General features: G+C 71.5%; 13 protein-coding genes. 8 read left to right on the top strand and 5 right to left on the bottom strand.

Going from position 1 to position 12704, the window contains the following annotated elements:
- Positions 1–169: 169 nt before the first annotated feature.
- Both pspAA and QF035_RS37315 read right to left on the bottom strand, forming a co-directional pair.
- A complete protein-coding gene (gene pspAA / locus QF035_RS37320) occupies positions 170–448 on the bottom strand; it encodes a PspA-associated protein PspAA (protein ID WP_307525315.1) in 279 nt (92 codons plus the stop codon).
- 34 nt (positions 449–482) lie between these two features.
- Positions 483–1277: a PspA/IM30 family protein gene (locus tag QF035_RS37315; protein WP_055618414.1), complete on the bottom strand. Its 795-nt coding sequence runs from the start codon at positions 1275–1277 to the stop codon at positions 483–485.
- A 278-nt stretch (positions 1278–1555) separates the two neighbouring features.
- On the opposite strand from QF035_RS37315, the gene QF035_RS37310 reads away from it, so the two are divergent.
- From QF035_RS37310 to QF035_RS37300, 3 genes are all read left to right on the top strand, one after another.
- Positions 1556–2179, top strand: coding sequence for a DUF3043 domain-containing protein (locus tag QF035_RS37310; RefSeq protein WP_079053646.1), 624 nt, complete (start codon positions 1556–1558; stop codon positions 2177–2179).
- Between the two features lie 80 nt (positions 2180–2259).
- Positions 2260–2964: a class I SAM-dependent methyltransferase gene (locus tag QF035_RS37305; RefSeq protein WP_143632796.1), complete on the top strand. Its 705-nt coding sequence runs from the start codon at positions 2260–2262 to the stop codon at positions 2962–2964.
- Between the two features lie 61 nt (positions 2965–3025).
- Positions 3026–4114 (top strand): S1C family serine protease, encoded by a 1089-nt coding sequence (locus QF035_RS37300; RefSeq protein ID WP_307525312.1) that lies wholly within the window; start codon positions 3026–3028, stop codon positions 4112–4114.
- Positions 4115–4226: 112 nt separating this feature from the next.
- Here QF035_RS37300 and QF035_RS37295 read toward each other — a convergent pair whose 3' ends face one another.
- Entirely contained in the window at positions 4227–4439 is a 213-nt protein-coding gene (locus tag QF035_RS37295) for a hypothetical protein (protein WP_055618417.1), read from the bottom strand.
- A gap of 226 nt (positions 4440–4665) precedes the next feature.
- Between QF035_RS37295 and QF035_RS37290 the strand changes: the two genes are divergently transcribed.
- Positions 4666–5865 carry a bifunctional adenosylcobinamide kinase/adenosylcobinamide-phosphate guanylyltransferase gene (locus QF035_RS37290; RefSeq protein WP_307525310.1) on the top strand — a complete coding sequence of 400 codons (1200 nt, stop codon included), beginning with the start codon at positions 4666–4668 and terminating at the stop codon, positions 5863–5865.
- Here the strand turns inward: QF035_RS37290 and QF035_RS37285 are convergent.
- Positions 5862–7025 carry a class I SAM-dependent methyltransferase gene (locus QF035_RS37285; protein ID WP_307525308.1) on the bottom strand — a complete coding sequence of 388 codons (1164 nt, stop codon included), beginning with the start codon at positions 7023–7025 and terminating at the stop codon, positions 5862–5864. The two genes, QF035_RS37290 and QF035_RS37285, sit on opposite strands and share 4 nt — an antisense overlap.
- 200 nt (positions 7026–7225) lie before the next feature.
- On the opposite strand from QF035_RS37285, the gene cobT reads away from it, so the two are divergent.
- The 3 genes from cobT (at position 7226) to QF035_RS37270 (ending at position 11113) form a co-directional block, all read left to right on the top strand.
- Positions 7226–8281 carry a nicotinate-nucleotide--dimethylbenzimidazole phosphoribosyltransferase gene (cobT, locus tag QF035_RS37280; protein ID WP_307525306.1) on the top strand — a complete coding sequence of 352 codons (1056 nt, stop codon included), beginning with the start codon at positions 7226–7228 and terminating at the stop codon, positions 8279–8281.
- Between the two features lie 199 nt (positions 8282–8480).
- Positions 8481–10310, top strand: a complete 1830-nt coding sequence (locus QF035_RS37275; protein ID WP_307525304.1) for a phosphatidylglycerol lysyltransferase domain-containing protein — start codon at positions 8481–8483, stop codon at positions 10308–10310.
- A 74-nt stretch (positions 10311–10384) separates the two neighbouring features.
- Positions 10385–11113, top strand: a complete 729-nt coding sequence (locus QF035_RS37270; protein WP_307525303.1) for a hypothetical protein — start codon at positions 10385–10387, stop codon at positions 11111–11113.
- On the opposite strand, the gene QF035_RS37265 is transcribed toward QF035_RS37270, so the two are convergent.
- Positions 11050–11817 (bottom strand): hypothetical protein, encoded by a 768-nt coding sequence (locus QF035_RS37265; RefSeq protein WP_307525301.1) that lies wholly within the window; start codon positions 11815–11817, stop codon positions 11050–11052. The two genes, QF035_RS37270 and QF035_RS37265, sit on opposite strands and share 64 nt — an antisense overlap.
- A 60-nt stretch (positions 11818–11877) precedes the next feature.
- Between QF035_RS37265 and QF035_RS37260 the strand changes: the two genes are divergently transcribed.
- Positions 11878–12681 carry an adenosylcobinamide-GDP ribazoletransferase gene (locus QF035_RS37260; RefSeq protein WP_307525299.1) on the top strand — a complete coding sequence of 268 codons (804 nt, stop codon included), beginning with the start codon at positions 11878–11880 and terminating at the stop codon, positions 12679–12681.
- The last annotated feature ends 23 nt before the right edge of the window (positions 12682–12704 follow it).

Below are 12704 nucleotides of genomic sequence, written 5' to 3'. Positions count from 1 at the left end.
CAGACCCCGTGGGGGTGTGATTTCGGGTGCGGGCCCGGATGTGGCTGATCGCGCAGTTCCCCGCGCCCCTTGGGTATTTCAGCCTCTCCGGCGTTTGAGGAGCGGGGGTTCGGGGGCCGGCCCCCGAGTAGTGACGGGAATGGGTAGGGGCGGCGGGGGCGAAGAAAAATCAGCCCGGGATCAAGCCGTCGTCGTTCAGCATCTCCCGGACCTCGGAGAGCGTCGCCTCCGGGGACGGGAGGATCAGTTCGGAGGGTTCGAGGGCGGCGTCGGGGAGTGGCGCGCCGAGGCGGCGGACCGCCTCGAGGAGTGCCCCCAGCGTGCGCCGGAAGCCCTCCTCGTCACCGGACTGCATCTCCGCGAGGAGCTCGTCGTCCAGCTTGTTCAGTTCGGTGAGGTGGCCGTCGTCCAGCCTCACCTGTCCCTCCCCCATGATCCGTACGATCATGACGCCCTCCTCGGCGTGGGACTACCGCCTGCGACTACTGCTTGTCGAAGCGCGGAGTGTCCTGCGGCTGCTGCTGGGACTGAGTCTGGTCCTTGCCGCCCTCGATCGCCTGCTGGGACGAGGAACCGCCGGCCAGCTCGGCCTTCATCCGCTGGAGCTCCAGCTCCACGTCCGTGCCGCCGGAGAGCCGGTCGAGCTCGGTCTGGATGTCGTCCTTGGCGAGCCCGGAGGAGTCGTCGAGGGCGCCGGAGGCGAGCAGCTCGTCGATGGCACCGGCGCGCGCCTGGAGCTGCGCGGTCTTGTCCTCGGCGCGCTGGATGGCCATGCCGACGTCGCCCATCTCCTCGGAGATGCCGGAGAAGGCCTCTCCGATGCGGGTCTGCGCCTGGGCGGCCGTGTACGTCGCCTTGATCGTTTCCTTCTTGGTCCGGAAGGCGTCGACCTTGGCCTGGAGCCGCTGCGCCGCGAGGGTGAGCTTCTCCTCCTCGCCCTGGAGGGTCTGGTGCTGCGTCTCCAGGTCGGTGACCTGCTGCTGGAGCGCGGCACGGCGCGACAGCGCCTCACGGGCCAGGTCCTCCCGGCCGAGCGCGAGCGCCTTGCGGCCCTGGTCCTCCAGCTTGGAGGACTGGTTCTGGAGCTGGTTCAGCTGCAGCTCCAGGCGCTTGCGGGAGGTCGCCACGTCGGCGACTCCCCGGCGCACCTTCTGCAGCAGCTCCAGCTGCTTCTGGTACGAGTAGTCGAGGGTTTCGCGCGGGTCCTCGGCCCGGTCAAGGGCCTTGTTCGCCTTCGCGCGGAAGATCATCCCCATACGCTTCATGACACCGCTCATGGGCTTCGCGCGCCCCCTTCTGACGGACTCCAGCTCCAGCGACTGCAACAGAACCCACAGTACGGGCCCTGCATCCATTACCGCACTGTTCGGGGACGGATGCGCTCATCCCCAAGGACGACTGTGAATGATCTTGCTCCGGCGTAGGGAGTAGGTGTCCCCCTGGGTTCGTCCCGGGGTCGGCCCGGAGAACCGTGGGCAGCCACCCCTTTTCAGGCTCCCTTGTCCCCCTACAGACGACCGGTGTTGCCGGATCGTTCCCCACTCGGCTGACGTCCATGCCTCCGTACCCATTACCCTTGGGTTTTGTGTTCCGTAGCCGTGCCAAGGATGAGAAGGCCCCCGCCGACAAGGCGCTGACCGACTCCACTCAGCCCCGTGACCCGCAGGCCCCCAAGGGTCGGCCCACGCCCAAGCGCAGTGAGGCCCAGTCCCAGCGCCGCAGCGTGGCCAATACGCCGACGACGCGCAAGGAGGCCGCCAAGCGGCAGCGTGACGATCGCCGTACCCAGATGGCGAAGCAGCGCGAAGCGCTCGCCAGTGGGGACGAGCGCTATCTGCCCGCCCGTGACAAGGGCCCCGTGCGCAAGTTCGCGCGCGACTTCATCGACTCGCGGTTCTGCATCGCCGAGTTCTTCCTGCCGCTGGCGGTGATCATCCTCGTCCTGAGCATGGTCCAGATCGCCCAGCTGCAGAACGTGGCGCTGCTGCTGTGGCTCTTCGTGATCGTGATGATCATCGTCGACTCGATCGGCATCGCGATCCGCATGAAGAAGCAGCTGAACGCGCGCTTCCCGGACGAGCCCAAGCGCGGCGCGGTCGCCTACGCGCTGATGCGCAGCCTCCAGATGCGTCGCCTCCGGCTGCCGAAGCCGCAGGTCAAGCGCGGAGAGCGGCCCTGAGCGCGGGATCTTTCGCGGGGGGCGCCGCCGAAGCCTGGCTGAGCAAGCTGGGCGGCCTGCGTGATGTCGTACGACAGGAACTGGTCGCCCGGCAGCTCGACGAGCAGATAGCCGGGCGGTTCCCGGTGGGGCAGCGGCTGCGTGTGCTCGACGTGGGCATGGGCCAGGGCACGCAGGCGCTGCGGCTGGCCCGGGCCGGGCACCAGGTCACGGGGGTCGAGCAGGACTCCACGATGATCGCCGTCGCGCGCGAGAGCCTCGCCGCCGAGCCGGAGGGGATCCGCAGCCGTGTGCGGCTCGTCGAGAGCGACGGGCGCGACACCGGAGTCCACTTCCTGCCGGGCAGCTTCGACGTGGTGCTCTGCCACGGCGTGCTGATGTACGTCGAGGAGCCCGACCCCCTCCTCGCCGGTCTCGCCCGGATGCTGGCCCCCGGCGGACTGCTCTCCCTGCTCGTACGGAACGCCGACGCGCTGGCCATGCGGCCGGGGCTGGCCGGCGACTGGGCGGGCACCCTGGCATCCTTCGACACCAGCGCGTACACGAACCGCCTCGGACTCGACGTACGGGCCGACCGGCTCGACGCGCTCACCGGCACGCTCGCCGGGATCGGGGCGCCGCTGCACGCCTGGTACGGCGTGCGGGTCTTCACGGACACCGCGGCCGACGACGCGGCCGTCCCGGACGACGTGGAGACGCTGCTGGCCGCCGAGGAGCGGGCCGGGCGGACGGATCCGTACCGCCGCGTGGCGGCCCTGCTTCACCTGTGCGGCGTACGGGGCTGAGAACCCCCTGTTCGGCCCCGCACCGCAGGCCGGACCCACCGCCCGAGGCAAGACTCGGGGCATGGATGTTGCGTCGTCTGCCCGGCCCCGTGGCCGCGCCCTTGCCCGGGTCCTTCCCTTGATCGCCGGCTGCAGCGTGGTCCTGCTCGGCGGGTGTTCCGGCGGTGGGGCGTCGGCCGGGACCGAGAGTGGCACCAAGGCCGCCCGGGCCGCCGCTCCCCGGGCCGCGAACGATCTGCAGGACGACTACCAGAGGGTGATCAAGGACGTTCTGCCGTCGGTCGTGCAGATCCAGGCGACCAGTGATCTGGGCTCCGGGGTCGTGTACGACGACAAGGGGCACATCGTCACGAACGCGCATGTGGTCGGGGACGAGAAGACCATCAAGGTGACGACGGCCAACAGCGAGGACGAGCTGACCGCGAAGCTCGTCTCCACGTACCCGCAGCAGGATCTCGCGGTCATCAAGCTTGACCGGAAGCCGAAAGGGCTGAAAGCGGCCGGGTTCGGGAACTCCTCGAAGGTGGACGTCGGCCAGATCGTGCTGGCGATGGGCTCGCCGCTCGGGCTTTCGTCCAGCGTCACCCAGGGCATCGTGTCGGCGACCGGACGCACCGTCAGCGAGGGCAGTACGGACGGAGGCACGGGCGCCACCATCGCCAACATGGTGCAGACATCGGCCGCGATCAACCCGGGCAACAGCGGTGGCGCCCTCGTCGACCTCGACGGGCAGGTCATCGGCATCCCGACGCTCGCCGCGACCGATCCCGGCATGGGCGAGGGCGCGGCGGCGGGCATCGGCTTCGCGATTCCCGCGTCGATGGTGCGCACGGTCGCCGACCAGATCATCGAGGACGGCAGGGTCACCGATTCGGGGCGGGCCGCGCTCGGCATCACCGCCCGGACCGTGGTGGGCGCCGACTACCGGCCCGCCGGGGTCGCGGTGGTCGAGGTCAAGGACGGCGGCGCGGCCGCGAACGCGGGGATCGAGCGCGGGGACGTCATCACCGGGCTGGATGACACCGAGGTCACCACGGTCACCTCGCTCTCCGAGGCGCTCGCGGCCCGGAAGCCGGGCGAGAAGGTGCGGGTGACGTACACCCGCGACGGTGACGAGAAGAGCGCCGAGGTGACGCTCGGCGAGCAGTGACCCGGCGAATGGCCGGCCGTTTCACGGCCTTCGGCGGGTGGTGCGGGCGGGCGGCGGAGGGGCCGCGGTCGTTCGTACGGCCGCGGCCCTCACGCGTATGGGCTACGGGGGCCTAGGAAGCCTCGGCGTGCAGGCTCATCGGACCGTAGATCTCCGTGGCGTCCTCGGAGAGCCGGACCTGGTCCGCCCCCGCCTCGGCCAGCGCCTTCCAGTGTTCGCCGAGCCAGGACTCCGCGTCGCCCTGGGTGGTGAACTCCTCGGGCTGGACCGCGGGCTGGACTTCCGTCCCGTCGGCCTTCTCGAACCGCCACGTCCATGCCGCCATGTCAGCCTCCCAAAGTTCCCAGCAAGATCGGGCTCTCGCCCTGAAGCCTAGGCGGTCTGGTGGTTGTCCGGTGTTCAAAGGTGCAGGTCGAGAAGTGTTGTGTGCTGTCTGCGGGTTGGTGGGGGCTGATCGCGCAGTTCCCCGCGCCCCCAAAAAACAAAAGACAGGGCCCGTTCTCGCACCCCCTGACGCGCAGGACCCTGAGTGACGCGGGAAAATCAGAGTCGTGGAAGTGACTTTGCTTGGTACCGGTGGGCCCTCGGGGCTGCCTCGGCCCGACTGTCCCTGTGCTGCTTGTGCGGTGGCGCTGGGTGTGGATGCGCGGGCGGCTGCCGCCTTGTTGGTCGACGGGGCCCTGTTGCTGGATCTGACGCCCGGGGCGGCCTTTGCCGCGGCTCGGGCCGGGCGGTCGTTGGGCGGGGTGCGGCAGGTGCTGTTGTCGCATCCGCACAACGGGCCCGCGGTGGAGGTGCCGGCGGGGCTGCCGCAGCCGGGGCGGGTAACGGACGGGCGGGAGCTGGCGCTGCTGACGGGGCATCGGGTGCGGGCGGTGCCGATGGACGCGCCGGGCACCGGGTACGCCGTGACGGGGCCCGACGGCCAGCGGCTGCTGTATCTGCCGCCGGGCGCGGCGCCCGCGGGTCTTGAGGAGGCGGCCGGGGCGTACGACATGGTGGTCGCCGATGTCGTCGGGCGGCCGGACGCACTGGCCCGGCTGCGGCTGGCGGGGGCCGTCGGGCCGGCCACGGACGTGATCGCGGTGCACCTCGACCACGACGTGCCGCCCGGCCGGGAGCTGACGCGGCGGCTCGCGGCGGCGGGGGCACGGGCGGTGCCGGACGGTACGACGCTGACGGTGGGGGTGTACGAGGACGTGCCCGACGTGCCCCGGCGGACTCTGGTGCTCGGCGGGGCCCGGTCCGGGAAGTCGGTGGAGGCCGAGCGGCGCCTGGAAGCCTTTCCCGATGTGCTGTACGTGGCGACCGGCGGGACGCGGAACGGGGACGGTGAGTGGGCCGCCCGGGTGCACGCCCATCGTGAGCGGCGGCCCGGCTCCTGGCGTACCGCCGAGACCTGCGACCTCGTACCCCTGCTGAAGGACGACGGGGCGCCGCTGCTCGTGGACTGTCTGTCGTTGTGGCTGACGGACGCGATGGACTCGGTGAACGCGTGGGACGACGACGAGTGGGGCGGTGGCGGCGAGCGCGCGCTGCGGGCCCGGGTGGAGGAGCTGACGGCCGCCGTCCGCGAGACCCGCCGCACGGTGGTCGCCGTCTCCAACGAGGTCGGCTCCGGCATCGTCCCCGCCACCCCCTCCGGCCGCCGCTACCGCGACGAACTCGGCCGCCTCAACGCGGCGTTCGCGACCGAGTGCGAGCACGTGCTGCTGGTGGTGGCGGGGCAGGCGCTCACCCTGAAGGGCTAGGAGTCGAAGGGCTGGGCGTCCGGGCGGGGAGTGTGCCTGCCCGCCGTCTTGCGGGCGATGACGCGGTACGCGTTCGAGAAGCGGGTGCGGCGCAGGAGCGGGGCCAGGACGTGGTCCAGCGCGAAGGCGGAGGCCAGCAGCGGGGTGGTGGCCCGGGTCAGGGCCGTACGGAGGGTGCGCTGGAGGTCGGTCGGCGGGCTCGGGCGCCAGGGCTCGTCACCGCCCGGCAGCCGGTTGCCGATCGCCAGCGCGAGGGCGCCCGTGAGGTCGTACGGGATGTGGGGTTCGCGGCGGTCGGTGGAGACGACCGTGCAGCCGAGCTCGTCGAGTTCGTCGAGCAGGTTGCGCAGCGGCATGAGGTGGAGGTGCTGCGGCTGGCAGTAGGACACCCACCACTTGCCGAGCAGCGCGCCGAACGCGCAGTCCGGGTCCGGGACTTCGACGAGCAGATGCCCGCCGGGACGCAGTACGGCGAGCGCGGCGCGCAGTTCCTCGCGCGGGTCGGGGCTGTGCTCCAGGTGGTGGAACATGCTGACCACGTCGTAGCGGGCACGCAGCCGGTCGACCAGGTCGGGCAGCCGGCCGTGATGTGCCTCCTCGACCCGGCCCTCCGTCCGCGCCTGCTCGACGCGCGAGGTGGGGTCGAGCCCGTCGAAGGACGTGTACGTGTACAACTCCTTGGCCGCCGCCGGGAAGTGGCCGTGGCCGGTGCCGACGTCCAGCCAGCTCTCGGGCTCCGGGTACGGGAGCATCGCGCGGGCGGCGGCCTCGTGGCGTCTGCGTCCGGCGCGGGACCGCAGGATCCGCTCGGCGAAGCCCTCGTGGGTGTCGTGGTGCTCATGGCCCTCGTAGAAGTCCCGGTAGTAGAAGGCCAGGCCCTCGGCGGTGAGGCGGGGGTTCTGGAAGGCGTGGGCGCAGTCCTCGCACTCGTCGACGACGAAGGTGCCGGGCTTGTGCTGGAGCAGGTCCGGGGTGCGCAGGCGGGTGCGCAGCCGCCGGGAGCCGCACCAGGGGCAGTCGGGCCGGCGGGGCTCGTGGAAGTGGTCGGTGCCCCGGGCGAGTTCGCTGAGATACGCGGCGCGGCGCCGGGCGACGGTCTGCTGGGCGGGAGGTGTGGGGGGTGTGGCGGGTGCGGGAGATGTGGCGGGTGTGGGGGGCATGGTCTGTCTGCTCCTGCCGGTCCGACGCGGTACGACCCTGTAGAGGCTGATATGAGCTACTACCGGTCGATACAAACCGGTATGACAATCCACTGCAAACCGGAACGTATGGGATGGCGATCTCCGATGCAACGACCCCGTGCAGCGCACTGACCGACCGTCAGGAGACCGGCCCGATCACTGCCGGTACTGTTCGGCGAATGAGCTCGCTTAATCTCGACGACTTCACCGATCTGATCGAGCGCCCCGACGGCGGTGTGCGCCGTGACGCCGAGGCGCGCCGGGAACGGCAGATCGTGCCGCCCGGGGCCCTGGGACGCCTCGACGACCTCGGTGAGTGGCTGGCGGCCGCGCAGTCGGCCGTGCCGGTGCGGGCGATCGAGCGTCCGCGGGTGGTGCTGTTCGCGGGTGACCACGGGGTCGCAGGACTGGGAGTGTCGGCGCGGCCCGCGGGGAGCGCGGACGAGCTGGTGCGCTCCGTGCTCGACGGCGCGAGCCCCGTCTCCGTACTGGCCCGGCGGCTCGGGGTGCCCGTGCGCGTGGTGGACATGGCGCTCGACTGCGAGCCGGAGAGCCTGCCCGACGAGGTCGTACGGCACCGGGTGCGGCGTGGCTCCGGGCGGATCGACGTGGAGGACGCGCTGACCCTGGAGGAGGCGGAGGCCGCCTTCCTCGCGGGGGTCGCCGTCGCGGACGAGGAGGCGGACTCCGGGACCGATCTCGTCGTGCTCGGGGACGTGAGCGTCGGGGGGACCACCGCCGCGGCCGTGCTGATCGCGGCACTGTGCGGCACCGACGCGTCCGTCGTCACCGGGCGCGGGGGGCGGGCCATCGACGACCTCGCCTGGATGCGGAAGTGCGCGGCGGTGCGGGATGCACTGCGGCGGGCCCGGCCCGTTCTCGGGGATCAGCTGCAGTTGCTCGCTGCGGTGGGCGGGGCGGACCTTGCCGCGATCACCGGGTTCCTGCTGCAGAGTGCCGCGCGCAAGACTCCCGTGATCCTCGACGGGGTCGTGTCCGCGGCCTGTGCGCTGGTCGGGCAGCGGGTTGCCTTCCGGGCGCCGGACTGGTGGCTGGCGGGGCAGACCAGTGGTGAGCCCGCCCAGGCGAAGGCGTTCGACCGGATGGCGCTTGAGCCGCTTCTCGATCACGGGGTGACCGTCGGGGAGGGGGCGGGGGCGTTGCTCGCCCTGCCTCTGGTGCAGGCCGCGGCCGCGTTGGCGGCGGAGCTCCCCGAGGGTCCTGAGAAGGAGTAGCGGCTCGGGGTCAGTTCGTCGGGTGCGGGGCGGTGGGGGCTGGTCGCGCAGTTCCCCGCGCCCCTAAAACGCGCCCCTTGCTTTTAAGGGGCGCGGGGAACTGCGCGACCAGCCCCCACTCACCCGCACCCGCCCCTCAACGCAACCACCCCACCCAGTAGGCACCCACACGCAACGGCGCCCCATATGATCCCGTTTCATGGGAAGCGCCCGAATCGCCGTCAAGCAAACCCCGGCTCCGGAGCCAACGCGGGCCCCCGCCCGCACAGGCGACGTCGCCCGCCCGACCACCCCGGCCTCACGGCGAGCAGCCGCATTCGCCGTCTGGTACCTCCGCCTCGTCGCGTTCCTCAACTTCCTGAGCGCCGTCTGGGTCTCGCTCGGCCAGGACGTGCGCCGCCACAACACCGAGAACTACTTCACCCCGTACCTCCTGACGGCAGGCTTCGCGTCGGGTGCGTTCACGATGTTCCTGGCGATCACGATGCGCCGCCGCAAACGAGCCGCCTGGATCCTCAACCTCGTACTCAGCGGGCTCTTCCTGCTGCTGTTCGCCTTCGCGATGGTCTTCCCGGAGATCCGCGAGTACCCGCAGAACTGGATCTCCCTCGCCCTGACGGCCGCCTTCGTGGCGTCCCTCTTCGTCGGCCGGCGCGAGTTCTACGCGAAGGGCGACCGCTCTAACCCGAAGCTGGCGGCGGCCGTCGCGGTCGGCGGACTGCTGCTCTGTTCGCTGCTCGCCGCGCTCCTGGTGACCGTCACCAACGACGCGCACGACGCCGATCGTTCGACGTTCCCCGACCGCTGGCGCTACGGCACCCTGCGGCTGATCTCGGTCGCCGCGGACGACGCCCGCTTCCCCGGGATCACCACTCCCAACTGGGCAAACGTCACCATCAATGTGCTCAGCACCCTGCTGGTCCTCGCCGTCTTCTACGCGGCCTTCCGTTCCCGTCGCGCCGTCGACCCGCTCACCGAGGGCGACGAGGAACGGCTGCGGGCACTGCTCGACCGGAACGGCGACCGCGACTCGCTCGGCTACTTCGCGCTGCGCCGCGAGAAGAGCGTGGTGTGGTCGCCGACCGGCAAGGCTGCCGTCGTCTACCGCGTCGTGAGCGGTGTCTCGCTGGCCTCCGGCGACCCGATCGGCGATCCCGAGGCGTGGCCCGGCGCCATCGACCCCTGGCTCGCCGAGGCACGCGCCCACGGCTGGATCCCTGCGGTGATGGGCGCGAGCGAGGAGGCGGGGACCATCTACGCACGCCATGGCCTCGACGCGCTGGAGCTCGGCGACGAGGCGATCGTCGAGACGGCCGAGTTCACCCTCGACGGGCGGGCCATGCGGACCGTCCGCCAGGCCTACAACCGCGTCCAGCGCGCGGGCTACCAGGTCCGCATCCGGCGTCACGAGGACATCCCGGCCGACGAGATGGCGTACCTGCTGAAGCGGGCCGACGACTGGCGGGACGGGGCGACCGAGCGGGGCTTCAGCATGGCGCTCGGGCGGCTCGGGGATGCGGGCGACGGGCGGTGCGTGATGCTCGAATGCACGAACAGCCGCGCGGGAGAAGGCACGGACGAACTGAGAGCGGTGATCTCCTTCGTGCCCTGGGGGCCGCACGGGCTCTCCCTCGACCTCATGCGGCGGGACCGGGACTCCGAGAACGGGCTGATGGAGTTCATGGTCATCCAGCTTCTCCAGCGGGCCCCCGAGATCGGGATCACGCAGGTCTCGCTCAACTTCGCGATGTTCCGTTCCGTCTTCGAACGTGGCGCGCGTCTCGGCGCGGGCCCGGTGCTGCGGCTGTGGAGGTCACTGCTCAGCTTCTTCTCGCGCTGGTGGCAGATCGAGTCGCTGTACCGCGCCAACGCCAAGTACCGGCCCATCTGGGAACCGCGGTTCCTGCTCTTCGAGAAGAGCGGCGACCTGCCGCGCATCGGCATCGCCGCGGCCCGCGCGGAGGGGTTCCTGGAGGCGCCGGGCCTGCCGAAGTGGCTGCACCGCAAGCACTTGGAGTCGCACAGATGAGTACGCGCAGATGAGTACGTACGGACCCGTGGTCGCCCGCCGATGAGCGCGCGCGAACAGAGCGGCGCGCGCCCATGAGCACCCTCGCCCGTCTGGCCCGCGCCGAATGGGGCCCGCTGTACGCGGGCGCCGAATGGGGCCCGCTGTACGCGGCCGTACGCGCGGGTCTCGTCGAGCGGCGCCTGCGGGCGATCCCCATGACCGTCGCCGCGGTGTGCCTGACGGCGCTCACGCAGTACGTGCAGAACCAGCCGTGGGGTTACCAGTTCGTCCAGAACATCGGTGCCGTCCGCGCCGAGGACCCGCTCTGGCCGGCCCTTCTGCGCACCCCTCTCTCCCTCTTCGTACCGGCCCTGGATCTGCCCGTGTGGGGTGCGCTCGCGCAGATCCTGCTCGTGTTCGGGATCGCCGAGATCTGTCTGGGCCGGTGGCGCACGCTCGTCATCGCGTACGTCGCCACGCTGGCCGGCACCCTCTACGCGCGCGTGGGCATCGCGCTCGGCCCGCACGGCTTTCTGGGGCTGCCCGCCTCGGACTCGCTGGTCGTGGACACCGGGCCGTCGGCGGCCGTGGTCGGGCTCGCGGTCTTCCTCTGCTGGCGGTACCGCGCGTACGTCACCGCGGGGGTGGTCGTCGCGGCCATGGTGGTGGAGGTGCTGCTCAAGGAGAACCTGGCGGGCAGGGAGCATCTGGCCGCGATCGCGGCCGTACTGGTGCTGTGCGGGATCTCCGACCTGCGTCACCGGCCTCCGGGCAGGGACCGGACGGGCTCCGGGTCCGGTTTGCCGCCGATCCAGTCCTGAACCTTGCGGCGGGGGCCCGCCCAGCGGCGGTCGTGGCGGTAGGCCCGCAGCTGGGCCTTGGCCCGGGCGCGGTGCCGTCTGCGGTAGAAGCGCTTGGCCCACGGCGAGCCGGGACGGGCGAGGCGGATCGCGCCGACCAGGGCGACGAGCGGCAGGATCACGCCGAAGATCGCCATACGTGCCTTGCCCTTGCTCAGGGCCAGCAGCGAGATCAGGAAGTTCACCGCGATGCTCACGATGACGCCCGCGCGGTCCTGCAGCTCGTCCTCGGTGAGGTCGTTGACGCCGAACGGCAGGAAACCGCTGAGCATCAGGCCCACCAGGGCCGCCGTGACCACCACGACTTCGACGCTCTTTCGGCCCTCCTCGCTCCAGTAGACGTCGTCGAGATGCATGATCAGCGCGAACTCGTCGAGGACAAGACCCGCGCCGATCCCGAACACCACGGCGAACACGGCCGCGCCGAAGCCGTGCCGGCCGCTCGCCACCGCGCCGAAGCCGCCGATCACGGTCAGGACGACTCCGGGGACCACGTGATGGATGTGGACGCCGCCCGCCTCGACGTTGCCGAAGGGGCCCTTGCCCGCGCGGATCATCCGGACGACGATCCGGGTGATCACAAAGGTCAGTACGAAGGAGGAGAGCGCCAGCAGCAGCGGCAGCTTTCCCGGTTCGGTGATGTTCCGTGTCCACCAATGCCCCATGTGCGCACTTTATCCGCGGCTGCCGTGGGCGGCTCTCGGGCCGCCGGGTAACCTGCGCCGGTGTCCACGCCCCCGCCGGAAACTCCCGGGACCTCCTGGCCCGACGGCCTCCGTTTCGCCTTCGGCACGCTCACCGTGCTGCCCGTCAAGGTGACGCGGTGGGACCGTGAGGCGGCGCGGGCCGGGATGCTGTGCGCGCCCGTCGCCGGGCTGGTCGTCGGTCTCGCCGCCGCGGCGCTCGGCCTGTTCCTGCTGGTCCTCGGCGCGGGGCCGCTGCTCGCGGCCGTGGCCTCCGCCGCCGTGCCTGCCGCCCTGACGCGCGGCCTCCATCTCGACGGGCTCGCCGACACCGCCGACGGGCTGGGCAGCGGCAAGCCTGCCCAGGACGCGCTGCGCATCATGAAGCAGTCGGACATCGGGCCGTTCGGTGTCATCACCCTTGTGTTCGTACTGTTCGCCCAGGTGGCGGCGCTGGCGGAGGCCTACGGCGCTTCTTGGGGGTGGGGGGCTTTCGCGGCCGTCGTGTCGGCGGTCGCGGCCCGGCTCGCGCTCACGCTGGCCGCGCGGGTTGGCGTGCCGCCGGCTCGGCCGGAGGGGCTGGGGGCGGCGGTCGCCGGCACGGTGCCCCTGCGTGGGGCTGTGCTGGTGGGGGTCGGTGTGGCCGGCCTCGCGGGGGTGGCGGGGCTGTTGTTCGGGACGTACGGGCTCGTCCTGGGCGGGGTTGCCGTGCTGGTCGCGTGCGGGTGCGCCGAGCTTCTGCTGCGGCACTGTGTTCGCCGGTTCGGCGGGATCACTGGGGACGTGTTCGGAGGCTTGGCTGAGACTGCCGCTACCGCGGCGCTGGTGGTTCTTGCTGTGTGGTGACAGTGCGGGCCCGGTGGGGGCTG

This window comes from Streptomyces umbrinus, assembly GCF_030817415.1.
Lineage (GTDB): Bacteria > Actinomycetota > Actinomycetes > Streptomycetales > Streptomycetaceae > Streptomyces > Streptomyces umbrinus_A.
Note: the sequence above shows the minus strand (reverse complement) of the source record. Positions and strands in the feature narration are given on the sequence as shown.